Source organism: Dolichospermum sp. UHCC 0260 (assembly GCF_009711985.1).
GTDB classification, from domain to species: Bacteria; Cyanobacteriota; Cyanobacteriia; order Cyanobacteriales; family Nostocaceae; genus Dolichospermum; species Dolichospermum lemmermannii.
Window position 1 is genome coordinate 1 of sequence record NZ_VIKZ01000010.1, and the last position, 25,775, is coordinate 25,775.

General features: G+C 39.6%; 25 protein-coding genes. 14 read left to right on the forward strand and 11 right to left on the reverse strand.

Annotated features, from left to right (window positions below; translation table 11 throughout):
- Nucleotides 1–314: 314 nt before the first annotated feature.
- The 3 genes from dnaJ to rsgA are packed head-to-tail and all read left to right on the forward strand — an operon-like array spanning nt 315 to nt 2,862.
- A complete protein-coding gene (dnaJ, locus tag FJR08_RS06125) occupies nt 315–1,454 on the forward strand; it encodes a molecular chaperone DnaJ (RefSeq protein ID WP_168632551.1) in 1,140 nt (379 codons plus the stop codon).
- Entirely contained in the window at nt 1,451–1,708 is a 258-nt protein-coding gene (locus tag FJR08_RS06130; RefSeq protein WP_168632552.1) for a sulfurtransferase TusA family protein, read from the forward strand. Before dnaJ ends, FJR08_RS06130 begins: the two co-directional genes overlap by 4 nt.
- Nucleotides 1,705–2,862, forward strand: coding sequence for a small ribosomal subunit biogenesis GTPase RsgA (gene rsgA / locus FJR08_RS06135; RefSeq protein WP_168632553.1), 1,158 nt, complete (start codon nt 1,705–1,707; stop codon nt 2,860–2,862). Before FJR08_RS06130 ends, rsgA begins: the two co-directional genes overlap by 4 nt.
- Here the strand turns inward: rsgA and FJR08_RS06140 are convergent.
- The 4 genes from FJR08_RS06140 to FJR08_RS06155 all read right to left on the reverse strand — a co-directional run bounded on the left by FJR08_RS06140 (nt 2,859) and on the right by FJR08_RS06155 (nt 7,596).
- On the reverse strand, nt 2,859–3,881 hold the full coding sequence (locus tag FJR08_RS06140; RefSeq protein ID WP_168632554.1) for a D-alanine--D-alanine ligase: 1,023 nt from the start codon (nt 3,879–3,881) through the stop codon (nt 2,859–2,861). The genes rsgA and FJR08_RS06140 overlap by 4 nt on opposite strands.
- 60 nt (nt 3,882–3,941) lie before the next feature.
- Nucleotides 3,942–5,264 (reverse strand): ATP-grasp enzyme, encoded by a 1,323-nt coding sequence (locus tag FJR08_RS06145; RefSeq protein ID WP_174782999.1) that lies wholly within the window; start codon nt 5,262–5,264, stop codon nt 3,942–3,944.
- A 115-nt stretch (nt 5,265–5,379) separates the two neighbouring features.
- Nucleotides 5,380–6,213, reverse strand: a complete 834-nt coding sequence (locus FJR08_RS06150) for an O-methyltransferase (protein WP_168632555.1) — start codon at nt 6,211–6,213, stop codon at nt 5,380–5,382.
- A gap of 18 nt (nt 6,214–6,231) precedes the next feature.
- A complete protein-coding gene (locus FJR08_RS06155; protein WP_174783000.1) occupies nt 6,232–7,596 on the reverse strand; it encodes a sedoheptulose 7-phosphate cyclase in 1,365 nt (454 codons plus the stop codon).
- A gap of 614 nt (nt 7,597–8,210) precedes the next feature.
- On the opposite strand from FJR08_RS06155, the gene FJR08_RS06160 reads away from it, so the two are divergent.
- Nucleotides 8,211–9,803 carry a glycoside hydrolase family 57 protein gene (locus FJR08_RS06160; RefSeq protein WP_168632556.1) on the forward strand — a complete coding sequence of 531 codons (1,593 nt, stop codon included), beginning with the start codon at nt 8,211–8,213 and terminating at the stop codon, nt 9,801–9,803.
- 120 nt (nt 9,804–9,923) lie between these two features.
- Here the strand turns inward: FJR08_RS06160 and FJR08_RS06165 are convergent, their stop codons facing one another.
- Both FJR08_RS06165 and FJR08_RS06170 read right to left on the reverse strand, forming a co-directional pair.
- Complete coding sequence (locus FJR08_RS06165; RefSeq protein WP_015081014.1) at nt 9,924–10,151, reverse strand: photosystem II protein, Psb35-related; 228 nt, start codon at nt 10,149–10,151, stop codon at nt 9,924–9,926.
- A 263-nt stretch (nt 10,152–10,414) separates the two neighbouring features.
- A complete protein-coding gene (locus tag FJR08_RS06170; RefSeq protein WP_015081013.1) occupies nt 10,415–11,353 on the reverse strand; it encodes a heme o synthase in 939 nt (312 codons plus the stop codon).
- On the opposite strand from FJR08_RS06170, the gene FJR08_RS23945 reads away from it, so the two are divergent.
- Complete coding sequence (locus FJR08_RS23945) at nt 11,352–11,483, forward strand: hypothetical protein (RefSeq protein WP_256369709.1); 132 nt, start codon at nt 11,352–11,354, stop codon at nt 11,481–11,483. The two genes, FJR08_RS06170 and FJR08_RS23945, sit on opposite strands and share 2 nt — an antisense overlap.
- Here FJR08_RS23945 and FJR08_RS06175 read toward each other — a convergent pair.
- Entirely contained in the window at nt 11,469–12,395 is a 927-nt protein-coding gene (locus tag FJR08_RS06175; protein ID WP_168632557.1) for a heme A synthase, read from the reverse strand. The two genes, FJR08_RS23945 and FJR08_RS06175, sit on opposite strands and share 15 nt — an antisense overlap.
- Before the next feature lie 426 nt (nt 12,396–12,821).
- On the opposite strand from FJR08_RS06175, the gene FJR08_RS06180 reads away from it, so the two are divergent.
- The 9 genes from FJR08_RS06180 (at nt 12,822) to rfbB (ending at nt 21,500) form a co-directional block, all read left to right on the forward strand.
- Entirely contained in the window at nt 12,822–13,787 is a 966-nt protein-coding gene (locus FJR08_RS06180; RefSeq protein WP_168632558.1) for a cytochrome c oxidase subunit II, read from the forward strand.
- Nucleotides 13,788–14,005: 218 nt separating this feature from the next.
- Nucleotides 14,006–15,679 (forward strand): cytochrome c oxidase subunit I, encoded by a 1,674-nt coding sequence (gene ctaD / locus FJR08_RS06185; protein ID WP_148765061.1) that lies wholly within the window; start codon nt 14,006–14,008, stop codon nt 15,677–15,679.
- A 363-nt stretch (nt 15,680–16,042) separates the two neighbouring features.
- On the forward strand, nt 16,043–16,657 hold the full coding sequence (locus FJR08_RS06190) for a heme-copper oxidase subunit III (protein WP_015081009.1): 615 nt from the start codon (nt 16,043–16,045) through the stop codon (nt 16,655–16,657).
- A gap of 228 nt (nt 16,658–16,885) precedes the next feature.
- The gene (locus tag FJR08_RS06195) at nt 16,886–17,440 is read left to right on the forward strand and encodes a methylmalonic aciduria and homocystinuria type D protein (protein WP_015081008.1); all 555 of its coding nucleotides are present in this window, start codon (nt 16,886–16,888) and stop codon (nt 17,438–17,440) included.
- A gap of 214 nt (nt 17,441–17,654) precedes the next feature.
- Entirely contained in the window at nt 17,655–17,978 is a 324-nt protein-coding gene (locus FJR08_RS06200) for a phasin family protein (RefSeq protein ID WP_015081007.1), read from the forward strand.
- 78 nt (nt 17,979–18,056) lie between these two features.
- Nucleotides 18,057–18,584 carry an FKBP-type peptidyl-prolyl cis-trans isomerase gene (locus FJR08_RS06205; protein ID WP_371415544.1) on the forward strand — a complete coding sequence of 176 codons (528 nt, stop codon included), beginning with the start codon at nt 18,057–18,059 and terminating at the stop codon, nt 18,582–18,584.
- Nucleotides 18,585–18,724: 140 nt separating this feature from the next.
- Complete coding sequence (locus tag FJR08_RS06210; RefSeq protein WP_148765059.1) at nt 18,725–19,363, forward strand: DUF6391 domain-containing protein; 639 nt, start codon at nt 18,725–18,727, stop codon at nt 19,361–19,363.
- 104 nt (nt 19,364–19,467) lie between these two features.
- Entirely contained in the window at nt 19,468–20,469 is a 1,002-nt protein-coding gene (locus FJR08_RS06215; RefSeq protein ID WP_148767089.1) for a glycosyltransferase, read from the forward strand.
- Between the two features lie 8 nt (nt 20,470–20,477).
- Entirely contained in the window at nt 20,478–21,500 is a 1,023-nt protein-coding gene (gene rfbB / locus FJR08_RS06220; RefSeq protein WP_148765058.1) for a dTDP-glucose 4,6-dehydratase, read from the forward strand.
- A gap of 36 nt (nt 21,501–21,536) precedes the next feature.
- Here rfbB and FJR08_RS06225 read toward each other — a convergent pair whose 3' ends face one another.
- The 4 genes from FJR08_RS06225 to FJR08_RS06240 all read right to left on the reverse strand — a co-directional run bounded on the left by FJR08_RS06225 (nt 21,537) and on the right by FJR08_RS06240 (nt 25,755).
- Nucleotides 21,537–22,448 carry an indole-3-glycerol phosphate synthase TrpC gene (locus FJR08_RS06225; RefSeq protein WP_323294487.1) on the reverse strand — a complete coding sequence of 304 codons (912 nt, stop codon included), beginning with the start codon at nt 22,446–22,448 and terminating at the stop codon, nt 21,537–21,539.
- A gap of 86 nt (nt 22,449–22,534) precedes the next feature.
- Nucleotides 22,535–22,756 carry a HetP family heterocyst commitment protein gene (locus FJR08_RS06230; RefSeq protein ID WP_015081001.1) on the reverse strand — a complete coding sequence of 74 codons (222 nt, stop codon included), beginning with the start codon at nt 22,754–22,756 and terminating at the stop codon, nt 22,535–22,537.
- A gap of 495 nt (nt 22,757–23,251) precedes the next feature.
- Entirely contained in the window at nt 23,252–24,457 is a 1,206-nt protein-coding gene (locus FJR08_RS06235; protein WP_168632560.1) for a glycosyltransferase family 4 protein, read from the reverse strand.
- Between the two features lie 41 nt (nt 24,458–24,498).
- Complete coding sequence (locus tag FJR08_RS06240; RefSeq protein ID WP_168632561.1) at nt 24,499–25,755, reverse strand: glycosyltransferase family 4 protein; 1,257 nt, start codon at nt 25,753–25,755, stop codon at nt 24,499–24,501.
- Nucleotides 25,756–25,775: the final 20 nt, after the last annotated feature.

Here is a 25,775-nt window from a genome sequence, read left to right on the forward strand (position 1 = left end):
GGAACACAAGAGCGCATATCACAGATAGAACTAAAAGTATAGGTCGGGTTTTCCACATTTAATGGTACGGCTAGTTCCTATAATCAAGAGGTGGGTTTTTCGACATCTGAATAGCACAATAATAAAAGATTAATCATCGGTGAGAGCAAACACTAGCAAAAAAATATTGGTAAAATTAATTATTAACAAAAATTAAACTAAAGAGCATGACTTAGCGTGACCCCACGCTATTTGCATTCCTAAATTTCTGTATTCTTGTTAAAGTGTTACCTTAAACCTATTATTTGCTTCCTTCTAATTCTTAACCTTGCTATATGGCCCGAGACTATTATGAAACCCTGGGTGTCTCTCGTGACGCCGACAAAGAAGAGATTAAACAGGCTTATCGCCGCCTAGCCCGAAAATATCACCCAGATGTGAATAAAGAATCTGGGGCAGAGGAACGATTCAAAGAAATTAACCGCGCCTACGAAGTGCTATCAGAGCCGGAGGTTCGCGCTCGTTACGACCGCTTTGGTGAAGCTGGTGTTTCCGGTGCGGCTGCGGCTGGCGCTGGTTTCCAAGATATGGGAGATATGGGTGGTTTTGCCGATATCTTTGAAAGTATTTTCAGCGGCTTTGCTGGTGCTCCAGGTGGACAACCCCAACAAAGACGGCGTGGTGGACCAGTGCGGGGTGATGATCTGCGCCTAGACCTGAAATTAGATTTTCGGGAAGCGGTATTTGGTGGAGAAAAAGAAATTCGTATTTCCCATTTAGAAACCTGTGAAGTTTGTAATGGTTCTGGTGCTAAATCAGGAACTCGTCCCCGGACTTGTAGCACTTGTAGCGGCTCAGGTCAAGTCAGACGGGTAACAAGAACGCCATTTGGTAGTTTTACCCAAGTGTCGACTTGTCCCACCTGTGATGGCTCAGGAACAGTGGTGGAAGATAAATGTGATGCTTGTGATGGTAAGGGCGCAAATCAGGTTACAAAGAAACTCAAAATCAATGTTCCCGCTGGTGTAGACAATGGCACGAGACTACGGATTTCCCAAGAAGGAGATGCGGGTCAACGCAGTGGTCCTCCTGGTGATTTATATGTCTATTTGTTTGTAAATGAAGATGAAGAATTTCATCGAGAGGGCATTAATGTTAACTCGGAAATTAAAATTAGCTACTTACAAGCGATTTTAGGTTGCCGGATAGAGGTAAATACAGTAGATGGTCCAGTGGAGTTGATTATTCCCGCCGGCACTCAACCGAATACAGTGATGAAATTAGAAAATCGTGGTGTTCCCCGTCTGGGTAATCCTGTGAGTCGCGGTGATCATCTGTTGACGGTGTTAATTGATATCCCCACGAAGATCATCCCAGAGGAACGGGAGTTGCTAGAGAAACTAGCTAAAATTAAGGGAGACAGGACAGGTAAAGGTGGTTTCGACGGATTCATAGGAAACTTATTTAAGTCATGAGTGGCTCTTTGATATTAACCCCTGACGCTCAACTGGATTTGCGTGGGACTCCTTGCCCGATTAATTTTGTGCGGACAAAATTATTTCTGGAAAAGATGCCTCCTGGCGATTTGTTGGAAGTCTGGTTAGATCCGGGTGAACCGATAGAACAAGTTCCTGATAGTCTAACAATGGCTGGTTATCAAGTGGAACAAATTACAGATTGTACTGGCTATTTTTCCCTGGTTATCCGTCGTCCGGTTACTGTGGCATGACAGGGGAAAATATTTCTACTAAACAGTTATTGGGTACGGTGTTAGCTGTACAGGCGAATTTTTATCGAGTACAGATGGATGAAGAAGAAGGAGTCAGGAGTCAGGAGTCAGGAGTCAGGAGTTCAGAAATAATAGAAAGTTCTTCTTCCCCTTCTTCGCTGTCACCTGTTCCCTGTCACCTGTCCCCTTCTTCCCCTATCCTTCTCTGTACCCGAAGAACGCGCTTAAAAAAGATTGGTCAACAGGTGATGGTGGGCGATCGCGTCATCGTCGAAGAACCAGATTGGGCGGGGGGACGAGGGGCTGTGGCTGAGGTTTTACCGCGTCATAGTCAATTAAATCGCCCAGCGATCGCTAATGTCAATCAAATTCTCCTGGTTTTTGCGGTTGCAGACCCGCCTTTAGAACCTATTCAATTGAGTAGATTTTTAATTAAGGCTGAGTCTACAGGAGTTGATGTGCTGTTATGTTTGAATAAATGTGATTTAGTCTCTTTAGAAGAAAAACAGCAAATTAGCGATCGCTTACTGGCTTGGGGTTATCAACCTTTATTTATTAGCGTTCAAAACAACATTAATATTAACCAAATAGCCACATATTTGCAGGATAAAATTACTGTGATTGCTGGTCCTTCTGGTGTGGGAAAATCCAGCTTAATTAATAGTTTGATTCCCGATATTAACCTGCGCGTCGGTGAAGTTTCCGGTAAATTAGCCCGTGGTCGTCATACCACCCGTCATGTAGAATTATTTGAAATGCCGAAAGGTGGTTTATTAGCAGATACTCCCGGTTTTAATCAACCAGATTTAGATTGTAGCCCCCAAGAGTTAATTCACTATTTCCCAGAAGCAAGAGAACGCCTAGCTGTTGCCCATTGTCGCTTTAGTGATTGTATCCATAAAGATGAGCCAGACTGTGCTGTTAGTGGTGATTGGGAAAGATATCAGCATTATTTAGAATTTTTAGAAGATGCTTTAGCCCATCAAAGCCATCTTAACCAACAAGCTGACCCGGAATCAAGTCTGAAATTAATATCTAAAGGCAAAGGTCAAAGTCAGTACGAACCCAAACTAGAAAGTAAAAAATACCGCCGAATTTCCCGCAAAACCCAATTACAAGACTTACAAGAGTTATATCGAGAAAGTGAGGATTAACCCAATGTTTCATTAATAGCAGTTATTAATAACTCATTGAGAGGGATTCCCGCGGCTTTGGCCATAGATGAAATGACACTTTTAGGCGCAAAAGAACAATACAAACCAGCTTCTAAAAACCAAGGTTCTCCGTTTGGATCAATGCGAAAATCAAATAAACTATAATGACGACAACCTAAAGCTTGATGACATTTTTTAGCCACTTCCTGAACCTTTTGGGTGATGGGGTCATGAGTATCTACAATCCAAGATTTTATATTATCTTTAGCCGCAAAACGCAAGTTACCATTGTCTGTTTGTTGAAGTTTATCAGCATAGTTGCGGATGGGTTTTTCGTAGGGGTCTACTAAATATTCTTCCAGGGGTAAACCTACTAACTCACCATTTTTAACAATAATACCACATCTGACTTCTCTACCAAGTTCGATGTATTCTTCTACAATCACTTCCTCTGCATATGCAAACGCCGTCTTTAAAGCAGTTTCGTATTCAGTAGCATCTTTAACTAAAGTTACTCCTAAAGAATTATCAGAACTTACAGGTTTAACAACTGCTGGAGGTTTAATTGTAGAAACGTCTCCAGGACGCAGAAGTTCTCCACGAGGAACTTTTACCCCTGCTGCGGCGACAATGGCTTTTGTTCTGGCTTTGTGTGCCGTTATAGCCATAATATCTGGAGTATTACCTATGTAGGGAATTTTGAGCAAATCCAATAGGGAGCGGTAGTGAGTCATTCCCGGAATACAAAACATTTGTGGTAATACCAAATCAATGTTTCGCGCTGTTAGAAACTCTATAGCTTTAAATAGAGACATAGGTTTTGTGATAGCAATATCTTCTGAACTTAGAGAAGGGGGAAATCTCCACAAAAGATCAGGTGTAATGTATGCAATTTCAAAATCATAGAGGGATTGATTTGCTATTCCTGTTAAACAATCTTGAGCGTAAAGACGCGACAAATTACAGTAAAAATCATTGTGTGCTGATCCAACTAAATGAAGAATACGCAGTTTTGACATAATTTATTTTCCTCTCTCATCTCTAATTATGATCTTCAGCCTGAATTTTGTTTAAAATTACTAGTCACCACCAATTTCTACTAACTTACCAATATTAAAATCTATTTTTACCCAACCTTTCAATTTTAATAGATTTTGGAGTAATAATAAAGTAATTTGCCAATGATGAACCATCAAAAATGGTAAAGGATCATCTCCTTGAAAAATAGCATCTGTACCTTCAGTAATTTTATTTATCCATGCTTTGAATTGACTAAAAGAACGAATTTCTGTGAATCTCCAAAGTTCATGATATAACCAATAAGTTGGTTTACTTGTTGCTAAAGGTTCTATATGTAGTTCATTTTCACTTAAATAAGCATTTGCTAACCCTGGATGATTATAAAACATAGTAATTGCGGTGTGAGTGCGGGGGTTACACTCAATTGGGTAAACTTTACCATCTTTTGTTTGGATAAAATCAAAAGAAATTTGTCCAGTTAAGTTTAATGATTTGACGAAATGTTGAACCCATTGGAAAATTTCTGGGTTATCAATTTGTTCATAATTAATTTGAAAAGGAGAAGATTTAGAACAACAATGTAAACGAATTTCTCCATTTCTAACGGTGCTGTGAGTACAATATTCTTGTCCCTTGACAAATTCCTGCATTACCCAAGGTCTTTCTGCACTAATTGGTAAGCTTTTGATATATTCTTCCATTCCTTCAAATGGTAATTTTGTCATATCTAATCGAGTTACAGAATCATATTTAATGCTTTTGAGTAAGTAGCGACTATGATCTTTTGTAAAGTCAAAATTGAGGATTTGTGCTGGGGAAGTAATCAAAAATGCTTTTGGTGCTGTTAAACCTAAATTCCGCGCTTGATCACATAAACTAAATTTATCATCTAATATTTTGGTCATCTCAGAATCAAAATGAAATACTTCACAATGGGGAGATAAAATGGGTTTTGCTAAGGAATCATAATAACTTGCTACGGGACTAGAAACAGGAATAAATACATCTATATTTTCTGCTTTGACAATATTTAATAATCCTTGCAAATAGCCATTTGCATCTTTTTCTGGTGCGGGTACTGTAAAGAATTTTGTCACTGCGTTAGAAAATTGATGTCCTGATAACCAATATTTGTGAGTTTCTACCATAAATACTTTATGTCCAGCGCGATGAAAAGAACGCGCAAGTTGTAAAGATTTTGTCATTTTTCCTCCTGTTAAGAGGATGTTTTGAGGATTTTCACAAATAATCTTTTTCTGAAAAGGAAGGGTGAGGAAATTAATAATTAAGGAAATGAGGACAATAATTAAATTAATCGGTAAAATCAAAGAGAGTAAAAGCAAAGTTCCCAGAGTTTGAAATAGAGAAATAATCGAATTCATAATTTTGTGGTAAATAGAATTATGTAGGTTGGGTTGACGGAAGAAAACCCAACATTTTATGAAATTTGTAGAGTGTTGGGTTGCGCTGTCGCTTAACCCAACCTACAATTTTGTGTTATTTACGTTTGATGATGGTTAAACCATCTCGTAATGGTAAAATGACCTGTTCAACTCTTGGATCTGCGGCTACAATTTGATTGAATTGTGCTATAGCTTCTCCGTTAGCTGTTCTCTTTGCTGGGACTAAATAAGGTTGTCCTTGGAGGAGGGTATTATCTACAAAAATAAAACCATTTTCAGCCAGGAGTCCGGTATTTAAAAGTAAGTTGAAGTAATCAACATACTCTTTTTTATCAGCGTCTATGAAGACTAAATCAAAGGTTTCTCCTGCATTTGCTAATTCTTGTAATGTTTGTAAAGCGGGAGCAATTTTAACTGTGATTTTACGACCGTGGAGAGAAGTTTGAAAACAGTTTTTAGCAAACTCGGCCACATAATCATCCACTTCACAGGCAATAATATCACCATCTGCGGGTAAAGCTTCCGCCATTGCTAAAGCCGAATATCCGGTAAACATTCCTATTTCTAGAATGCGTTTAGCTTTAGTCATGGACACAAACATTTTTAAAGTTTGTCCTTCAATATGTCCAGAAAGCATTTCTTGTTCTAACTGACGGACTGTTTCTCCATCATCAAATCTCTGACTCCAATCTTCAGAAGCTGTTTTTTTTGCTAAAGCTGCTAAAGCTGGAGATTCATTGGTTGTATGTTTATCCAAATAAGGATCAATTCCAGATGCTAAGTCATAGACTTTTTGTAGAGAAGCTGCAAGTTCATCAGAAACATTTTCCTGCTTGGCTATTTTCAAAGTTGTTTCTAGTTCTTCAACTAAAATACCCAAGGGAGTAACCGGTCTAGGAGTAATTGATTTCACTAAAGTTTCAGTCATTTTTATTATTTCTAACTCCTATTCCAAACCCAAATCACTAAGATACATTTCTATTCCTGCACCGTGATTAGGTAATGTGCTACATACGGCTTTATGGGCTGCGACAGCAGTTTCGAGTAATTCGGGTGAGACTTCTTGAATATAGTCACAAGCACCAATACCACCTCTAGGAACAGGCGCCCAAAGTCCACCTTCTCCCCGCTTGCGACGCATATTTTTTTGACCTTCAATCATCAGGTCCATATCTTCGAGAATAGGATGATAAACAGTTAAACCAAGAGACTGACATAATGCAATAATGCGATCGCGGTCCTCTGATTTTAACCAATTCATTTCTACAGCTAAAGTTGCACCAAAAGCCATTCCAGTAGTCACCGCGTGGCCGTGCATCATTTTCACCGCAGGTTCAAATCGGGGACTCCAAGTATGTCCATAACCATGAGGACGATCTTGATAAGTCTCAAACATATTCGTTCCCTCATGCTTCATATAAGAGAATAATGCTCGATAAATAATATCGTCTGCAATTTCTGCTAACTCCTGATTTTCTCCTAAAGTTGCAAAGTGAGTTTCAATTAAACGAGATCCGTATTTTTCCAACAATTCAAACAAAACAGCATCATCGGTAATGGCCATTTTAATAATTTCCGCTATTCCATTACGGATATGACCAGTAGCCAAAGTGCGGAAGAAACTCCGGTCAACTAAAGTGAGTACAGGAGGATGATAAGCACCAATACTGTTCTTGAACTGCTTACCATTGGTGCAGGTGCGAGGTGAAGGACCAGCATCAATAGCTGCAACTACAGTCGTCCCGACCATAACATAAGGAGTCCGTCGGTGTTGTAAAGCACAAGCTAACCCAGCGACATCACTAAGAACACCACCACCAATAATTAGAACAGGTTCGCTGCGGGAAACATCACAACCATCTTTCCCTAAATACCCTAGAATGCGATGGACTGTTTCTGGGGTTTTATCTACTTCCCAAGCCCGAAAAGCCATCATTTCTAAAGGAATTTCATGAGCATCAAAATATTTGCGAACCTGCTCACCATACAACTCATTAACTGTTTGGTCAATTACTGCTACACAACGACCAAGACTGTTATAAATATTAGCTAAAATCTCATTCTCAGGTTTAAAAACTCCTTCTACAACCTTGACTTCTGAGTTGAGAGTGAAATTAGCAGTAACCTCAAAAGAACGCCCATCTTTTTTATGTGCTATTTCCCCTGAACCCGTGTACCACTTGGATGTTAGATACTTTTCCCCATGAGTGAGTTTAATAATATTTGGTTCTGTTTGATTAGCAAATTTTCCTGTATCTACTACTAATTCATCTGTGATTTCTGAAGTTGGTAATATGCTTTGTAAACTCATTTCAAATGCCTTATCCTGATTATTGATATTTGCAAAAATGGAATTGAAAAAATTGCTTTTCTTGGAATAGCTCAACTTGAACAGTTCTTTCTTTTAACAAAATTGCCAAGATGAATTGATACTTGAAACTTCACATGATAATTTTCGCTAACCAGTTAGCTGGATAGCAGATTTACTCTTAACCTTAATCAAAAAAGTAACAAAAAATTAAGTTTTCTCATCTTGGCTAGTAGCTTGTGAGTAAATAATGAAATTTCATGAAAGTTCTTTACAAAGATTAACACATTAGTATCGCTGATTGGTTATATAAACTTTATGTATTAGTTAAATTAATACAAAATCTTTTTGCCTAAAATAATTTGAATAGATTTAGTGATTTAAATACTTGTCAAAAAAAATATATTATGGTACTAGGAATAAGCGAAAAAAAGATATATTAGTGAAAACGAGCGAAAAAAAGTCAAGTAAGTTACTTTGCACCCAGTCATGATCAGTATCTAGCCCTAGATTGGTTGTTCTGATAAAACTTCTTTCATGATCCCGATATCATCTTAAAATATTCTTAATTTCTACCAATTCTCGACCTTCAATTTACAAACCACCCTCAAACTATTATGGCTATAGGCTACGTCGCGCTTGTACTTCATGCACATTTACCCTTCGTTCGTCACCCCGGAAGTGACTACGTGCTAGAGGAAGAATGGCTATATGAAGCGATTACTGAAACTTACATTCCTTTATTAAAAGTATTTGAAGGCTTAAAACGAGATGGTGTTGATTTCAAACTCACCATGAGTATGACTCCGCCTTTGATTTCTATGCTTCGTGATCCTTTACTGCAAGAACGCTATGATGCTCACTTATCACAATTAGAAGAGCTTATAGAACTAGAATCTGAGCGCAATATTCATAATGGTCATCTGCGGTATTTAGCAGAACATTATGCAACTGAATTTAATCAAGCGCGGGAGTTATGGGAACGTTATCAGGGTGATTTAGTTACAGCGTTTAAACAGTTCCAAGATAGTAATAACTTAGAAATTATCACCTGTGGTGCGACTCACGGCTACTTACCATTAATGAAAATGTATCCCCAAGCTGTGTGGGCGCAAATTCAGGTAGCCTGTGAACATTATGAGGAAACCTTTGGCCAAGCCCCTAGAGGGATATGGTTGCCAGAATGCGCCTATTATGAAGGTGTGGAGCGAATGCTGGCGGATGCTGGTTTACGTTATTTCCTCACCGATGGTCATGGCATTTTATACGCTCGTCCCCGTCCGCGCTTCGGTAGTTATGCCCCAATTTTTACAGAACCGGGTGTAGCGGCTTTTGGTCGAGATCATGAATCTTCCCAGCAAGTATGGTCTTCTGAAGTGGGTTATCCTGGTGCAGCCGAATATCGGGAATTTTATAAAGATTTGGGTTGGGAAGCGGAATATGAATATATTAAGCCCTATATTATGCCCAATGGTCAGCGCAAAAATACAGGTATTAAGTATCATAAAATTACCGGACGGGGCTTAGGTCTTTCCGATAAAGCTCTTTATGATCCTTACTGGGCAAAGGAAAAAAGTGCAGAACACGCTGCTAACTTCATGTATAATCGTGAGCAGCAAGCTGGGCATTTACACAATATCATGGGTCGGCCGCCAATTATTGTTTCTCCCTATGATGCGGAGTTATTTGGTCATTGGTGGTATGAGGGTCCTTGGTTTATTGATTATCTGTTCCGTAAGTCATGGTATGACCAGAAAACCTATGAAATGACCCATTTAGCCGATTATTTACGGGCTAATCCTCAGCAACAAGTATGTCGTCCTGCTCAGTCGAGTTGGGGCTTTAAGGGTTTCCATGAATATTGGTTGAATGATACTAATGCTTGGGTTTATCCACATTTGCACAAAGCTGCGGAACGGATGATTGAAATTTCCCAAATTGAAGCTGAAGATGAATTACAGGAAAAAGCACTTAACCAAGCTGCGCGAGAATTGTTATTAGCACAATCTTCTGACTGGGCGTTTATTATGCGGACAGGAACAATGGTTCCCTATGCAGTCAGAAGAACCAGATCCCACTTAATGCGCTTTAATAAACTCTATGAAGATGTGAAAGTGGGTAAGGTTGATAGTGGTTGGTTGGAAAAAGTCGAGTCAATGGATAATATTTTCCCCAATATTAACTATCGCGTTTATCGGCCAGCATTTTAAGTAGTTCCCAGATCCCCGACTTTTTGAAAAAGTCGGGGATCTATATCTAGAAAAGCAAAACCCCCAGTCACAATGCTGGGGGTTATTTTTATACACATCTTGTCAAATTGCCAGTAAATACTATCTGGGTAAGTTGCGGCTGTTGTAAGCATCAATAGCATAGGCGGGTGTGCGTTGGGTATAGTCTATATCTACGCCAGTAATAGATTTAGCCAAAGCTGCAAATTTGTCAGAAGCCCAATTGCGTTCGTGAATGGGCTTGCTTTGTTCACCCATGAAATAAGCTAGAGAACCGATAACGGAAACTGCTACCCAAGCAACAACCAATAGAGAAATTAAAATAGCCATTCGAGAACCTCGTTTTTTACTTTTTGTAACCTTATGTAAATAAATATAACAGATTGTTAACAGAAGTTGCAAATTATTTTCTGGTGTGTATGCCCCTCAAAGAGGTGAGGTATTCCCCACTGTAATAATTTCGTAACAAAACGCACTAATACAAGAAATGATGAGAAAATCGTCTGGGTATATTTTTGTTGGGTTTTTTGTAAAAAAAAATAATCAGATCCCCGACTTCTCAAAGAAATCGGGGATCTATGTCCTGAGCATGATTACAAATGCAGTTGAGCAAGGAAATGATGAGTAATGGGTAAACTATCCACCACCATTGCCAAACACAACAGCATCATGTAGGAAATGGAATACAAAAATAATTCCCGCGCTATGGTTTTATCTTCGGGATTTTGCAATAAGCGCCAAGACTTATGGACAAATACTCCCCCTAAAGTCAAGGCAATAACAGCATAGACAATCCCGCTGGCGTGTAAGGGATAAAACAGCAAGATAGTCGCAGTGACAGTAATCACCGTATAAAACCAAATTTGCCGGACGGTGGCTTTATTACCCGCTACCACAGGTAACATTGGTATCCCCACCTTAGCGTAATCATCACTAATCATTAAAGCCAAAGCCCAAAAATGGGGAGGTGTCCACAAAAAGACAATGGCAAAAATTAGCCACGCAGACCAGCTTAAAGTGTCCGTTACTGCTGCCCAACCGACTAAAGTGGGAATTGCCCCTGCTGCACCACCAATGACGATATTTTGAGTGGTATGGCGTTTGAGCCAGTGAGTATAGACTAAAACATAGAAAATGATGCCAGAAAAGGCTAAAAATGCTGCCAGGAGATTGGCAAAAACGGTGAGGAGGGTAAAAGAAAGTACAGCCAGAGCGATCGCAAAAATTAAAGCATCACGGGATTGGATCTTCCCGGAAGGGATGGGGCGGTTGCGTGTCCGCTCCATATCATAATCTATATCTCGATCATAGATACAGTTAATAGTTTGGGCGCTGGCTGCTGCTAAAGTTCCGCCAATCATTGTAATAATTAACAACCAGGGATCTACCTCACCCTTAGCGGCTATCCACATACTCCCAGCAGTGGTAATTAATAGTAGGGGAATAATCCGGGGTTTGGTTAGCTGGTAGTAACTTTGAACGACTTGGAGAAATGTGTCGTGTTGACGACGAGAGACATTAGTCTCAATCATGTTAGGTCTTTTTCCTTATTTTTCAAGAACTGGTCAGCAAACCGCTGTAAGCAGGAGTCAGGAGTCAGGAGTCAGGAGTCAGGAGGAAGAAGGAGGAAGAAGGAGGAAGAAGGAGTTACTGTGTTGGTGAGGGAGGAAGCAAACCATCCCGCAGTGATAAAACTGTAAATACTACCAAAGTCCCCAGTAAAGTCGCACCGATAGCTTGGTGAGAAACGGTAAGGGGTTCAACTTGTAAATGTAAACGGAAGGTAGCCACACCCAAAAGAAGTTGTAAAATCAACAAGCCACCAGCCAGATTTGCCAGTTTTCGCAAAGCCGGATGTAGGGCTGGTGTGCGCCAAGAAATTAAAACAACTGCTAAAGTAGCGATGGTTGGGGGTACTACGCCAAAAATATGGCTATACATGACATCACAAAGTTGTTCCCCGGACAAACATTGGTGCAAAGCCCAACGAGAACCTACTATTGCACCCAATAAACTTTGTAAGTAGACGCAAACAGCAGCAGTTAAACCCACCCAAGGCAACTTTCCTACTGTTCCCGTGCCTTGATAGGGAATCAAACTTGTACCGATAATTAACAACGTAGTGAAAAATAGTAACGCTGTTCCTAAATGGGCGGTAACGATATCAAACCGCAATAATTCAGTTACAGTCAGTCCTCCCAGAATCCCTTGGAAGACAATTAAAAACAGGGCAAATGTGGAAGCCCAGGGTAGCCACTTGGGTAAATGTTGACGATGCCACCAGGATAAACCACAAAGGGCGATCGCACTAAAGCCAATTAAAGCTGCATCGAGGCGATGAAACCACTCCAAAAACACTTGGAGATTCATTTGCTTGGCTGGAACTAACTCCCCATAGCACAAAGGCCAATCAGGGCAAGCGAGTCCAGCATTCATAACGCGGGTGGCACTGCCTATAGCCATCAAAATTAAGGTGGCTACGCATATTTTCCACACCAAGCGACGAATCATCTCCTGGGGCTGTTGTGCTACTGTGGCCGCTTTATTTTGTTGTTCTAGGACAAATTCGTTCATTAACAATACCTTTGGACCGCTTGTGCTGGAAATTGAAAATTTTCTATTTTGATTTAGTCCCGACTTCTACTTACCCTAACCTATAGGTCAGAATATAGAAATCAGCTTTCCCTTACACTTTGGATCACTTTAGCTAGTTTCCGCTGTAAGATTTCGTGCTGTTTTGCAGATAGAAATAATTAATCAATGGGAATTAATGGGAATTAATGGAAATTTCTGAAAATTTTTTGCCTAATTGTCATCTAACCTGGGCAAGACAACTTATCTCCCTTGTACTCAAAATTGTGTTCTTAATCGAAAAAATTAATAAAGATTTCAGACCAGCGGATACTATATCTCATTGCCTGCACTACCTTAGTATGTAGAGTTACTTTAACAAGTGAAGTAACTTACAGATAAAATAGTCAATTAATCAAGAAATCAGCCGTGAAAATTCCAAATGCAATCTGGACATTACTCATTGGCATTGTCCTCACCCTCGCCAGTCTCTGGTACGGTCAAAATCACGGTCTATTACCTGTAGCGGCCTCAGACGAAGCCCCCTTGGTAGATGGTCTATTCAACACCATGATGACTGTTTCTACAGGCATATTTTTGATTGTTGAAGGTGTTTTAATTTACGCTGTTATTAGATATCGTCGTCGGGCTGGTGACAATGCAGATGGGCCAGCAATTGAAGGTAATGTGCCTCTAGAGATACTCTGGACAGCGATCCCCGCAATTATCGTTATCGGTATTTCTCTCTACAGTTTTGATGTATATAACAACATGGGCGGCTTTGATCCCCATTCGGCTCATGCTGCCCCGATGATGGAAAATGCCATGAATATGCCGGGAACGGCAATGGCTGCCACCCTCATCAGTACAGAAGCATCTGGACAAGTATCACAATTAGATACCGATGCTGATGCCGTTAAAAAACCAGCAGAATTAACCATTAACGTCTCTGGAATGCAATATGCTTGGTTATTTACCTATCCAGATAATGACGTAACAACAGGTGAATTGCATTTACCCATTGGCAAAACAGTGGAAATCAACATGACAGCCAGTGATGTTATCCACGCCTTTTGGATTCCAGAATTTCGGGTGAAACAGGATGCCATTCCTGGTAGACAAACCAATTTGCGTTTTACTCCCAGAAAAGCGGGTGATTATCAACTTATTTGTGCTGAACTGTGTGGACCATATCACGGGGTGATGAAAAGCCAAGTAGTTGTGGAGTCACAGGAAGCTTTTGATAGTTGGATGCAAGAACAGCTAATTGCTGGTAAAGAGATCCCTAATCAAGCCGTAGCTGTGAATTCCATGGCCATGACTGCTGATGAATTTCTCTCTCCTTACACTCACAATATGGGCATTCACTCAGAAATTCTGCATCAAATTAAGTAGTTTAAGAATTACTTGAGTTGCAGTGGTTACAAAAAAAGATTTTGAACCTTTAAGTTATACATTCACGTAGGGGAGGTAGGGGAGGTAGGGGAGGTAGGGGAGGTAGGGGAGGTAGGGGGAGAAATTTCTGTCTTCTTTCTGTCTTCTTTCTTCCTTCCTTCCTTCTGAACTCCTTCCTTCTGACTCCTGACTCCTGACTCCTGACTCCTTTTTAAAATATGACACAAGCACAGTTAGAAGAAATTGCTAATGTCCCTAACCATGCTGAAGAACATGAGGAAAGGCATTGGCGAGACTTTTTCGGTTTTAGTACCGACCATAAGGTGATTGGAATTCAATATCTGGTCACTTCGTTTGTTTTTTACTGCATTGGCGGCGTAATGGCTGATTTAGTGCGGACAGAATTACGGACTCCAGAGGTAGATTTTGTCACGCCAGAAGTCTATAACAGCCTGTTTACCCTCCATGCCACAATCATGATTTTTTTGTGGATTGTGCCAACAGGGGCGGGATTTGCTAACTATTTAATCCCGCTGATGATTGGGGCGAGAGATATGGCATTTCCGCGCCTGAATGCGGTAGCTTTTTGGATGGTTCCCCCAGCAGGTGTATTACTGGTTGCTAGTTTGGCGGTAGGTGATGCCCCGGATGCTGGTTGGACTTCTTACCCGCCGCTGAGTTTGGTGACAGGCCAGGTGGGTGAGGGGATTTGGATTATGAGTATCTTGCTATTGGGAACTTCTTCGATTTTGGGGGCGATGAATTTTCTCGTCACCATTTGGAAGATGCGTGTTCCTAGTATGGGCATCTTTCAAATGCCTTTGTTTTGTTGGGCGATGATAGCAACTTCGGCTTTAGTGTTGGTATCTACACCAGTATTAGCTGCGGCTTTGATTTTGTTGGGTTTTGATTTGTTGGCAGGAACAAACTTTTTTAATCCCTCTGGGGGCGGAGATCCTGTTGTTTATCAGCATATGTTCTGGTTCTATTCTCACCCAGCGGTTTATATTATGATTTTGCCTTTCTTTGGGGCAATTTCGGAAATTCTGCCAATTCATGCCCGCAAACCGATTTTTGGCTATAAAGCGATCGCTTTTTCATCCCTAGCTATCAGTTTCTTAGGCTTAATCGTCTGGGCGCACCATATGTTTACCAGCGGTGTTCCCGGTTGGTTGCGGATGTTTTTCATGATCACTACCATGATCATCGCTGTCCCCACTGGGATTAAAATTTTCGGTTGGTTAGCTACTATTTGGGGTGGCAAAATTCGCCTCAATAGTCCCATGTTGTTCGCTATCGGCTTTTTAGCAACTTTTGTGATTGGTGGCATTAGTGGCGTAATGTTGGCTGCTGTTCCTTTTGATATTCACGTTCACGATACTTACTTTGTGGTGGCACATCTCCACTATGTTTTGTTTGGTGGTAGTGTGTTAGGGATTTTTGCGGCTATTTATCACTGGTTCCCGAAAATGACGGGACGGAAAATGAACGAATTTTGGGGTCAAGTGCATTTTGCCTTAACCATGATTGGTTTAAATATGACTTTCTTACCCATGCACAAACTCGGACTCATGGGGATGAATCGCCGGATTGCTGAATATGATCCTAAGTTCACGGCTTTGAATGAAATCTGTACCTACGGATCTTATATATTGGCGGTTTCGACGTTACCATTTATCATCAATGCCGTTTGGTCTTGGTTCTATGGCGAAAAAGCCGGTAATAATCCTTGGCAAGCGTTAACTTTGGAATGGATGACTTCTTCTCCTCCCAGTATTGAGAATTTTGAAACTCTTCCGGTTTTGACTACTGGCCCCTACGATTATGGGGTGAGTGAGGAACGGGTGGAAACTGAATCTGTGTTAACTCCCCAAACTGAATCAGCACTTTAGGGGATTGACATGACCCGCCCAGAACTGAAGTTCCGGGCTAATAACTAAAGTCCGTTAAAACGGACTAGAAATTTCTTTTAGTCGTCTTTAGACGACTTTCGCTATTAGACTCAGAATTCATTGTGAGGCGGGCTAGTAGTCTGTCAAGATAAAAATGATGGACTGTAGTGTGAGCGTCTCGCTCACGCGGGCAAGACTTGTACTGAGCAAGCGAAGCCCTGAGCCTGCGAAGCCCTGAGCCTGTCGAAGGGTCGAAGGGTCGAAGTATGCCCGCACTACCAAAAACCCGTCAAAATAAATTTGACAGACTACTAGATAAAAATGAAATAGCCCTGCCTTGAACCCATTACCAATTACTAATTTATGCAAGGTCAAATTATTGACACGGGGAAAACTGAATTAAGTCACCACACAACTGTTTCTCATCATGAGGAACATCCAGATCATCGTTTGACTGGTCTATTTATGTTCCTTGTGGCTGAGGGAATGATTTTTATGGGTTTGTTTGGTGCATACCTGACTTACCGTTCTACTATTCCGGTTTGGCCACCAGTAGGGACACCGGATTTAGAATTGTTGTTACCTACTGTGAATACTTCTATTTTGATAGCTAGTAGTTTTGTGATGCACAATGCTGATACTGCTATTAAAAAGAATGATACTAAGGGAATGCGGGTTTGGTTGGCAATTACCGCAGTTATGGGGGCGATTTTTTTGGCGGGTCAGGTTTATGAATATGCTCATTTAGAGTTTAGTCTGACTACCAATTTATTCGCTAGTACGTTTTATGTGTTGACTGGGTTTCACGGCTTGCACGTTACCATCGGTGTTTTAGCGATTTTAGCAGTTTTGTGGCGATCGCGTACTCCTGGACACTACAGCAATGAAAAACGATTCGGGATTGAAGCAGCGGAAATTTACTGGCATTTTGTAGATGTAATTTGGATTATTTTGTTCGGATTACTGTATTTACTCTAGGTATTTATTACTTAGTTGTTCACTCCACTCGAATAACCTACAATCCCCCTCTCTTTGGGGGTTTTTTATTTTCTCTCTTTAAACTTTCTCAACTTGCTTGGGTGCTTCCATTAGAGTAAATAATTGTCCTAATCTAATTATTCGCAAAATTTGATGATTTATTTGGAGATTTAAGAGTTATTATTTTTAGCAAAGATAAATTTAAAAACTTTCATAAACCGAATTAATGTGGTGTCTTATCCCCCAGTTTGTATTTCACAGCCTAGCTGTCCTATTCATTTAGTTGGCAAAACAGGACAAGCTGTAGAGATTTCTATTCATACTCCCAGTCCATATATCTGTGCCAATTGCGAACAGATCTTACCAGATTGGAAACAGCAGCAGTTTTTGTGGGTAGTGGTTGTTTTACAGCAATCACAATATTCTCTAGAAGAAATGACCACAGAAACAGAAATAGAAAAGGAAAAGCTGCGGGAAAAATTTATGCGTTTTGGTTGCGATTTGGCATTTAATTTGCGCGACCGCGGGTATTTAACAGACTTGATAGATCCCCGGACAGGTTATCCATTACTGTCTCATTCTGGCTTAGTTCCCCACGATGATACAGCAGTAGCCCAAGCCTTACTCAAGTATCCCGCAATTGAAAATAAATGCCATGTTCTTGTGCATCCTCAATGGGGAACTGCTGTTTATCCCAGTGTCATGCTTTCAGAAGCACCTCCAGACATCATTGAATCAGTCACTAAAGCCATAGCACCAATGCACGGTTGGATAGAGGTTTAGTAGAGCAAGGGGATGTAGGGGGGAGGAGGTAGGGGAGGTAGGGGAGGTAGGGGAGGTAGAGGAGGAGGTAGGGGAGGCAGAGGAGGAGGTAGGGGAGGTAGAGGAGGTAGGGGAGGTAGGAATAAGATTTTTCCGACTGACAACTGACAACTGACAACTGACAAAATAAATGTGTAGGCTAGAATTACGAAGCTTTTAGTCAGAGGAAGGGAGTATGGATAGTAATAATTGGTTGCAACAGTTAATGATGTTGGGTATTGGCACAACTTCTTTAGTTGCAGACAAACTGAAAGAAGTCAGTGATGAACTGGTTAAAGACGGTAAACTCAATCCTGAGCAAGCTAAGGCGGTAATGGATGATCTTGTTACCCAATTACAGTCTGAACAAGGTAATTGGGATGAGCAAATGCACCGACAAATGCGGAATATGATGCAGGACTTGGGAGTTGCCCGTCAGTCAGAAGTAGATGAATTACGGGGAAGAATTGACCGTTTAGAGCGTCAGGTTCGGGATTTGGAAAATAAGCTGTGGCGCTAAACGGTCATTTCTGATTTAAACTAATTTGTGTTCTATCGGTAATCTGATCATCAGTAATTAAAACAGAGAGGGCTGATTTTGAAAGGAATTTTCCTCAGCGTGGTGTTAATGCTGGTATGTGTTGGTGTTTTAGTATTTACCCAAATTAGTGGTCAAAAAGATACTGCAATCACTGCAATCGGTAATTCTTCCGCAGCACAACCAACCACCACTGTCACTCAAGAAAACAATACTCTAATAAAGAGCAATACTATGTCTGAAGCTAAAGTTGTTACTACCGACTCTGGATTAAAATATGTGGAACTAGTCGAGGGAACGGGCGCAATTCCCCAAACTGGCCAAACCGTTGAGGTTCACTATATCGGTACTTTAGAAGATGGGACTAAATTTGATAGTTCGCGCGATCGCGGTAAACCCTTTAGCTTTAAAATTGGTGTAGGACAAGTAATTAAAGGTTGGGACGAAGGCGTAATCACTATGAAAGTAGGTGGCCGTCGCCAATTAATTATCCCTGAACAATTAGGCTATGGTGCCCGTGGTGCTGGTGGTGTGATTCCCCCCTACTCTACTTTAATTTTTGATGTGGAATTGTTAGGCATTAAATAGGTAGATAGACACAATTAAATATAAGATTGGCGGACAGGATGCCCACCCCACAAAAGTTATATATTTATTGTGGGGTCGGCTTCTAGCCCGCCATAGTCCTGGTTAAAAAACATATATTACTTCATCAACTTGAGTGTGATATGAATACTGCTTATTTGGACGAATCATCTTCCTTTAGCTTTGACTTTCTCGCACCTCACCCCAGCCAAGATGCTGATTTACTCCAACAGCTATCTTTTATTCCTGGGTTGAAAGAAATTCTCATGTTACGTCAAGTTCACGCTCTAGAACACGCTACGGTTTGGGTATTAGGGGACAATAAAAAACCCTATTCACCACCAGGAACAAGCACTAATACGCAATTAGATGATGAATTATTAGGTGGTTTGTCTACCGAACAGGGATTTTTTCTATATGGTGATGTGAATATTAATGATTTGCGCCGCGCGGTAACATTAGCTAAACATCGTCTTACCAGTGGAGAATGGGATTTAGCTATACATCCCCGTTGTGGCACAAATGTATCTGTGGCTATGTTATTAACTGCTGGACTATCGGTAACTGTACCTTTTATGTTGCCGTTTCGACCAATTGAACAACTTATTGGCTTAGGTTTAGCAGCAACGGCCGCAGCGGGAATTGCACCGGATTTAGGAATGCTCACTCAGCGTTATATTACAACTTCTATCCCTTTTAATTTGGCTGTTGAAAATATTACTATTGCTCGTGATTTTTGGGGAAAGGAAAGTCATTTTGTTAAGGTATCTTGGGAAAAATAGGAGTTAATAAATCAGGAGTTAATAAATCAGGAGTTAATGAACCACAAAGGAACGAAGAACACGAAGGAAGAAGAAAGAAGGAAGAAAATTTAATATTTAGTATTATGAAAAAGCTTTACTTTTTAGTTCCGGGGACAGATGGTAAATTTGCTTGTGGTGGTCTTTGGGCGGAGTTGAAAACGGTTACTTTAGCTCAACAGATTTGTGCTGCTGAAGTAGTTACTTATCGTCAGCGGGAATCAGGTAAATTGTTTTTAGACGATTTATTGCGAGAGGAAAATTTAGATGATGTAATTTTTGTGATTAGTTGGGGATTTGATGTTGGTAAACTTGCATCTAAATTGCAAAAATATCATGTAATTTATCATGCTCACAGTGCAGGTTATAAGATTAATTTACCATCAAGTATTCCCATAATTACAGTTAGCAGAAATTCTCTAGGTTATTGGGGACAACAAGCACCAAATTCTCTAATTTATTATTTACCTAATCAAATTAGTCAGGAATTTACTAATTTACATCAAAATCGAGATATTGATGTTTTAGTTCAAACGCGGAAATCTTCAGAATATTTAATTAAGTCATTAATTCCAGCTTTAGAAAAAAAATGTAAGGTGTTGGTTATTGATAGTTATGTAGAAGATTTACCAGCTTTATTTAATCGCACTAAAGTTTATCTTTATGATTCGGCAGAATATTGGAAATTACAAGGAGTTAGCGAAGGATTTGGTTTACAACCAATGGAAGCATTAGCTTGTGGTTGTCAGGTGTTTTCTAGTGTCAATGGGGGATTATCTGATTATTTAGATCCAGGATTTAATTGTTATAAAATCGCTGGTTATGCTTTGGAATATGACGTAGATAGAATTTTGAAAGTTTTAGCATCTTCTACATCATTGACTTTATCTGAAAATGTATTAGCAGAGTATAGAACTGAGAATATTATCCAACGCTTGCGGGTAATTTTAACAGAAATTAATGATTTCTTTGCTCATGAAAATAATTACTCAAATCCAATTGCCAATTTGACAAAAATTCGGTTAGCAAAATTGTTTATACAGAGAATTTTTGGTAAAATTAAAAAGAAATATTTACAAAGTAATTAAGGAATCTCATGAATAGACGATTATTGGTGACAGGGGGAGCTGGGTTTATTGGAGCGAATTTTGTCCATCATTGGTGTCAAGCTTATCCAAATGATAAATTAGTGGTATTGGATGCTCTTACCTATGCTGGAAATCGCCATAATTTAGCATCAGTTGCAGAAAGAGAGAATTTCCGGTTTGTCCAAGGGGATATATGCGATCGCTCTTTAGTTGATAAATTACTCTTAGCAGAAAATATAGATACTATAGCCCATTTTGCCGCCGAATCTCACGTTGATCGGTCAATTACTGGACCTGCTGCATTTGTCCAAACTAATGTAGTAGGAACTTTTACTCTTTTAGAAGCTTTTCGTCAACATTGGGAAGCAAAAACACAACCTGATAATTACCTATTTCTTCATGTTTCTACAGATGAAGTTTATGGTAGTCTCACTTCAGATGAACCAGCGTTTTCAGAAACTACAGCTTATAGTCCCAATAGTCCTTATTCAGCCTCAAAAGCTGGGAGTGATCATTTAGTTCGGGCTTATTATCATACTTATAAATTACCGACAATTATCACTAATTGCTCTAATAATTATGGTGCTTTTCAATTTCCCGAAAAGCTAATTCCTTTGATGTGTATTAACATTTTAACTGGTAAAGAATTACCTATTTATGGTGATGGAAAAAATGTTCGAGATTGGTTATATGTAGTTGATCACTGTCGGGCTTTAGATGTGGTAATCCATCAAGGAAAACCAGGAGAAAATTATAATATTGGTGGTAATAACGAAGTTGAAAATATCAGTCTGGTACAAAGTTTATGTGAAATCATGAATGAATTAGCACCAGATTTACCAGTATATCCAGCGGAAAAATTAATTACTTTTGTGAAGGATAGACCTGGACATGATCGAAGATATGCTATTAATGCCAATAAGCTAAAAACAGAATTTGGTTGGACTCCATCCGTGACAATTAATGAAGGGTTACGTTTAACTGTAGAATGGTATCTGAATAATCATGATTGGTGGAAACCTTTGTTATGAGAAATTCATCAATTACTAGCCAATCCTTAATTCTTCTTAATAATGAATAGGAAATTTGGATTGGAGTAAATTTCTGACAGCTACTTCTAAATCATTTTCTTTAAGCAAAGATTCTCCGATGATCACTGTTTGTACACCAATTTCAGCAACAAATGATAAATCATCGGGGGTTTCTATACCTGATTCACTGATGACTAAAATTCCTAGGTTTTGAAGTTGCGATCGCCTAGCTGCCAATAATTCCTGAGTAGTGTTAATATTGATATTAAAATCACTTAAACTCTGGTTATCAATGGAAACTATCCTGACATCTTCTAATGCGAGAACCCTATCCAAATCATTTAAGTTATGAACTTGGATGACAGCATTCATCCCTAAGTAGTGAATCACTCGTAAGAAGTTTTGTAATTGCTTATCTGTCAGAATAGCAGCAATTAACAATATTGCATCTGCACCAGCGGAACGGGCTAAATAAATTTGGCAAGGATCAATGATAAAATCTTTGCAAAGTAGAGGTATTCCTACGCGATATCTGATAGCACGAAGATGATCAAACCCACCATGAAAAAACTTTTGATCAGTGACAACAGATACACAAGATGCTCCTCCTTTTTTATAAGCCTGAGCAATAGTAACTGGATCAAAATCTGGTCTAATTACACTATGATAAAGTGATGCTTTTTTCACTTCTGCAATTAAACTAGGTTTATAAATACTCAACTGCAAAGCCGTAAAAAAGTCCCGGACAGTAGGAGCAGCAGTTAACTGACGTTGCAAGGAAGCCCAAGACATATCTTTTTGTATTTGTGCAACTTCTAGTTTTTTCTGCCACACAATTTCTTGAATAATTGCTTGCATTTGATGATTATAACTTGTGGTTGGGTAGATCATAAAATCGGCATGATAGTCATAAATTTTTATTGATGAATCTTCACCTTTCCTTCTTATTTTTCAGAAAAAATTCTCACAAATCCATGTTTAAAACGCAACTACTTTAATTCCAAATCAAACCTGTCAACTTTGCTGATAGGTGGTTAATTTTGCTGAGAATTACCAAGCAAGCAGTTAGTTTTAAGTAATCTGATATAAGTACGATAGGGGATATAGTCCATAGGGTTGTAACCAGCAAATTGTAAAACTAGAACACAAGCCCAAGAATATTTACCAGATATAATCGCTTTGATTATTTGCTCTATTTGTTCAGTCTTGATTTTTTTATGAACAGATGAATTATAATCGTTAAAATTTTGACTCATAATCTGCACTCCTGTTGGTAACAACAATCATCCAATTTTTTTGAAGACTTTCCCGATACTTATCAGCAAAGGCTTCTTTTTAAGACTACCGAAAATTACCCTCCTAATACATGAATTATTTTTTGATTAACTTGATGATTTTTTCGCTCTTATTTTTTTACATTTAATTAATTATAATAATCTTGTTTTTTAAGTGTAATTTAAGCAGCGACAATTATATAATATTTTTCTCCATTTTTATGTTAATTTTTTTGTGTAATCAAATTACAAGTTATTTAATCCAATTTACTGGTTTGTAATTGATTATCCGTAAAATTATCACCCCCTTTTATATTTTTCTTAACTTTCATCTGTATTTTTATTACTTAATGTTCTTATTCAAACATTTTAGTTACTTAGTATCTATGATGCCAAATCAAAGGACTCCTACCTAAATATACGTACTGTTGTAACTGAAACGCCTATTGAACGTCCAAAAAGAAAACAACAGGAATTTTATTCAGGAAAGAAAAAACGTCGTTTTTTATCAATTACTGCTTGGTAAATTGCTATTAGTTGCTGGTAATTATTTTCAGGGGTATAACGTGCTTCATAAGCAGAGCGAGCATTTTTACCCATACAAATCATTTCTTCAGGATGCTCAAATGCCCATCTTATTTTATTTGCTAAATCTGTTGAATTGCCAGATTGGAAATGCAGACCAGTAACATTATTCTCCACAATTTCCGCCATACTACCCCAACCTGATGCTAATACAGGTAGGCTACAAGCAAAGGCTTCAACCATAGTTAAACCAAAAGTTTCATACCAAATTGAAGGGAAAATCAGAAATTTTGCATTATGCATTAGCTGCATGACTGCCAACTTATCCTGTTGACCTAGAAATTGGATAACATTATCAAGCCCAGCAGATTGAATACTTGCCCGTAAGTTCTCAAGCTGCGGACCAATTCCAGCTATTTTCAGCGGTATATGCAAACTATTTTGTAAATATGCATCTAGGAGAGTTGAAATACCTTTTTCCGGCGAAATTCGTCCCACAAAGAGCGCATATTCACCATTGCTTCTGGTGATATTTAATGATTGTGGATCGAAGATGTAATTAGGCTTAATGTAGATTTTTTCCCTCGGTAGCCCAGCCTGAACCATCTTTGCTTTTTGAAAAGCTGTCAGTGAAATGTAAGCATCAACTGATTTTTGCCAAGTACCGCGCTGCCCGTGAACAGCTAACATTGCAGCAACGACAGCACTTTGAAGGTGCGAACCACGATAGCAAGCGTGTAAAATACCAGACCATGCTATCCTTTTGCCCAAGCAATCTTCACAAGCAGTGTTGTTCCGAAATAGCATTGCATTGGGACAACCAAGTCTATAATTATGCAGTGTTTGTACAACAGGCACATTAGCGTTTTTGCAAGCATCGTACACAGATGGAGAGAGCAGTGGAAAAAAGTTATGAATGTGTACTACATCAGGACAAAAGTGATCTATTATCTTACTCACATAGTGCTTGGACGCAGATGAATATATGGCAGAGAAAGCTGCATTAATTCTATCTTCAATGCTAACTATTTCATCATTGCCAACTTCATTTAATACAACCTGATGACCTTTTTCCTCCAGTAAAGCTTTTTCAGCCTGTACGACTGAATCTTCTCCTCCAGCATATTGATAGCGGTTATGTAGCAGTAGAACTTTCACTAGCTTAACCTTTCTAAAAATTGAGGTGATGGACCAAATTCCTACCGAGTTAAAGCATCAATCTCCGAAACTTTCTTGCTAACAACCTCTAAATAAAGTTTATGCAAACGCTCTCCCACAACTTGCCAACTGTAGTTTTCATTGACTAGTTTCCGACCTGCCTGACCCATACTCACTATTAGTTCTGGATTTTGAACTAAATGAATCATTGCGGCCGCTAAATCACGGACAACTTGATATGGTTCATTAGCAGCAATCTTAAAACCAGTTTCATCTGTAACTTGAACAGCCGGTCCTCCTAAATCTAGACAGATAACAGGACGACCAGCGGCCATTGCTTCCATGCACACCCCCCCTCCAGAATCATGTAAGCTGGGATGAACTAGCACATGACAATCTTTTAATAAATCTAAAGCCTTTTCACGGGGCAACCTACCCCAAAATTTAACTTTTTTAGCAATTCCTAAATCTGATGCCAAAGTTTGCAGGTGATGCCATTGGGGTCCATCTCCCACAATCCAGTATTCTGTATTTGGTAGATTCGCTTGAGCAAAGGCACGCAATCCTAAATGAAAGCCTTTCCAGTGTAGAAGTCTACCCATGCTAATAAATTTTACTATTGGCTCATTCAGGATTTCATATTGATTTAGATGCTCTATTTCTGCCTCCGACAACCCTAATTGAGATTGAATTTGCACATGACTTGCGCCCATTTTATCGAGTCGTTGGGCTGTATCTTTAGTTGTAGCCCGGACTACAGCACTTCTTTTAGCAGTCAGACGGACAAACGGGTCTTGTTCTCCCAGCCAGCCAGCAGCACTGCGAGCAATTTCGTAAATTTTACCTTTCCAGCTAAAATCTTGCCAAAAGCTTGCTGGTGCTGATTCTCCACCACCTACAGGACCCCAAACTAGGGGAATGGGCAGGAGTGAGAGGAAGCAAGGACTGGAATACTTAACAAAGGTGACATGATGGCTTAAGTCAAAGCCAATTTTCTGATGTAAGTCACGGGCGACAAAATAGGCTTGAATTTGCCAGAGGTAATAGTGAAGCTGCATTCCCCCAGACTGTCCCCAGCGTCTACTATCTTGCCAAAAGGGGAGGGTAAAGTAAACAAAGTGAAGATTGGGAACAGGGTGACGTGCTAATTCTGCGTTGATGATATCCTGACTCTCATCGGGTCGAGTCAGTACCCAGACTTCATGGTATTTAGCAGCTTCGCGGGCAATATTCCAACCAACACCTGGTTCAGAACCCATACCAGGTTCACAGGAGTAAGCAGACATTAAAATCTTCATATTTATACTTGTATTGAGTA

Excerpts from the sequence above, each read along its gene's own strand:
- dnaJ (WP_168632551.1), top strand. The coding sequence starts at position 315 with ATGGCCCGAGACTATTATGAAACCCTGGGTGTCTCTCGTGACGCCGAC.
- FJR08_RS06130 (WP_168632552.1), top strand. The coding sequence starts at position 1,451 with ATGAGTGGCTCTTTGATATTAACCCCTGACGCTCAACTGGATTTGCGT.
- rsgA (WP_168632553.1), top strand. The coding sequence starts at position 1,705 with ATGACAGGGGAAAATATTTCTACTAAACAGTTATTGGGTACGGTGTTA.
- FJR08_RS06140 (WP_168632554.1), bottom strand. The coding sequence starts at position 3,881 with ATGTCAAAACTGCGTATTCTTCATTTAGTTGGATCAGCACACAATGAT.
- FJR08_RS06145 (WP_174782999.1), bottom strand. The coding sequence starts at position 5,264 with ATGAATTCGATTATTTCTCTATTTCAAACTCTGGGAACTTTGCTTTTA.
- FJR08_RS06150 (WP_168632555.1), bottom strand. The coding sequence starts at position 6,213 with ATGACTGAAACTTTAGTGAAATCAATTACTCCTAGACCGGTTACTCCC.
- FJR08_RS06155 (WP_174783000.1), bottom strand. The coding sequence starts at position 7,596 with ATGAGTTTACAAAGCATATTACCAACTTCAGAAATCACAGATGAATTA.
- FJR08_RS06160 (WP_168632556.1), top strand. The coding sequence starts at position 8,211 with ATGGCTATAGGCTACGTCGCGCTTGTACTTCATGCACATTTACCCTTC.
- FJR08_RS06165 (WP_015081014.1), bottom strand. The coding sequence starts at position 10,151 with ATGGCTATTTTAATTTCTCTATTGGTTGTTGCTTGGGTAGCAGTTTCC.
- FJR08_RS23945 (WP_256369709.1), top strand. The coding sequence starts at position 11,352 with ATGTTAGGTCTTTTTCCTTATTTTTCAAGAACTGGTCAGCAAACCGCT.
- FJR08_RS06170 (WP_015081013.1), bottom strand. The coding sequence starts at position 11,353 with ATGATTGAGACTAATGTCTCTCGTCGTCAACACGACACATTTCTCCAA.
- FJR08_RS06175 (WP_168632557.1), bottom strand. The coding sequence starts at position 12,395 with ATGAACGAATTTGTCCTAGAACAACAAAATAAAGCGGCCACAGTAGCA.
- ctaD (WP_148765061.1), top strand. The coding sequence starts at position 14,006 with ATGACACAAGCACAGTTAGAAGAAATTGCTAATGTCCCTAACCATGCT.
- FJR08_RS06190 (WP_015081009.1), top strand. The coding sequence starts at position 16,043 with ATGCAAGGTCAAATTATTGACACGGGGAAAACTGAATTAAGTCACCAC.
- FJR08_RS06200 (WP_015081007.1), top strand. The coding sequence starts at position 17,655 with ATGGATAGTAATAATTGGTTGCAACAGTTAATGATGTTGGGTATTGGC.
- FJR08_RS06210 (WP_148765059.1), top strand. The coding sequence starts at position 18,725 with ATGAATACTGCTTATTTGGACGAATCATCTTCCTTTAGCTTTGACTTT.
- FJR08_RS06215 (WP_148767089.1), top strand. The coding sequence starts at position 19,468 with ATGAAAAAGCTTTACTTTTTAGTTCCGGGGACAGATGGTAAATTTGCT.
- rfbB (WP_148765058.1), top strand. The coding sequence starts at position 20,478 with ATGAATAGACGATTATTGGTGACAGGGGGAGCTGGGTTTATTGGAGCG.
- FJR08_RS06230 (WP_015081001.1), bottom strand. The coding sequence starts at position 22,756 with ATGAGTCAAAATTTTAACGATTATAATTCATCTGTTCATAAAAAAATC.
- FJR08_RS06240 (WP_168632561.1), bottom strand. The coding sequence starts at position 25,755 with ATGAAGATTTTAATGTCTGCTTACTCCTGTGAACCTGGTATGGGTTCT.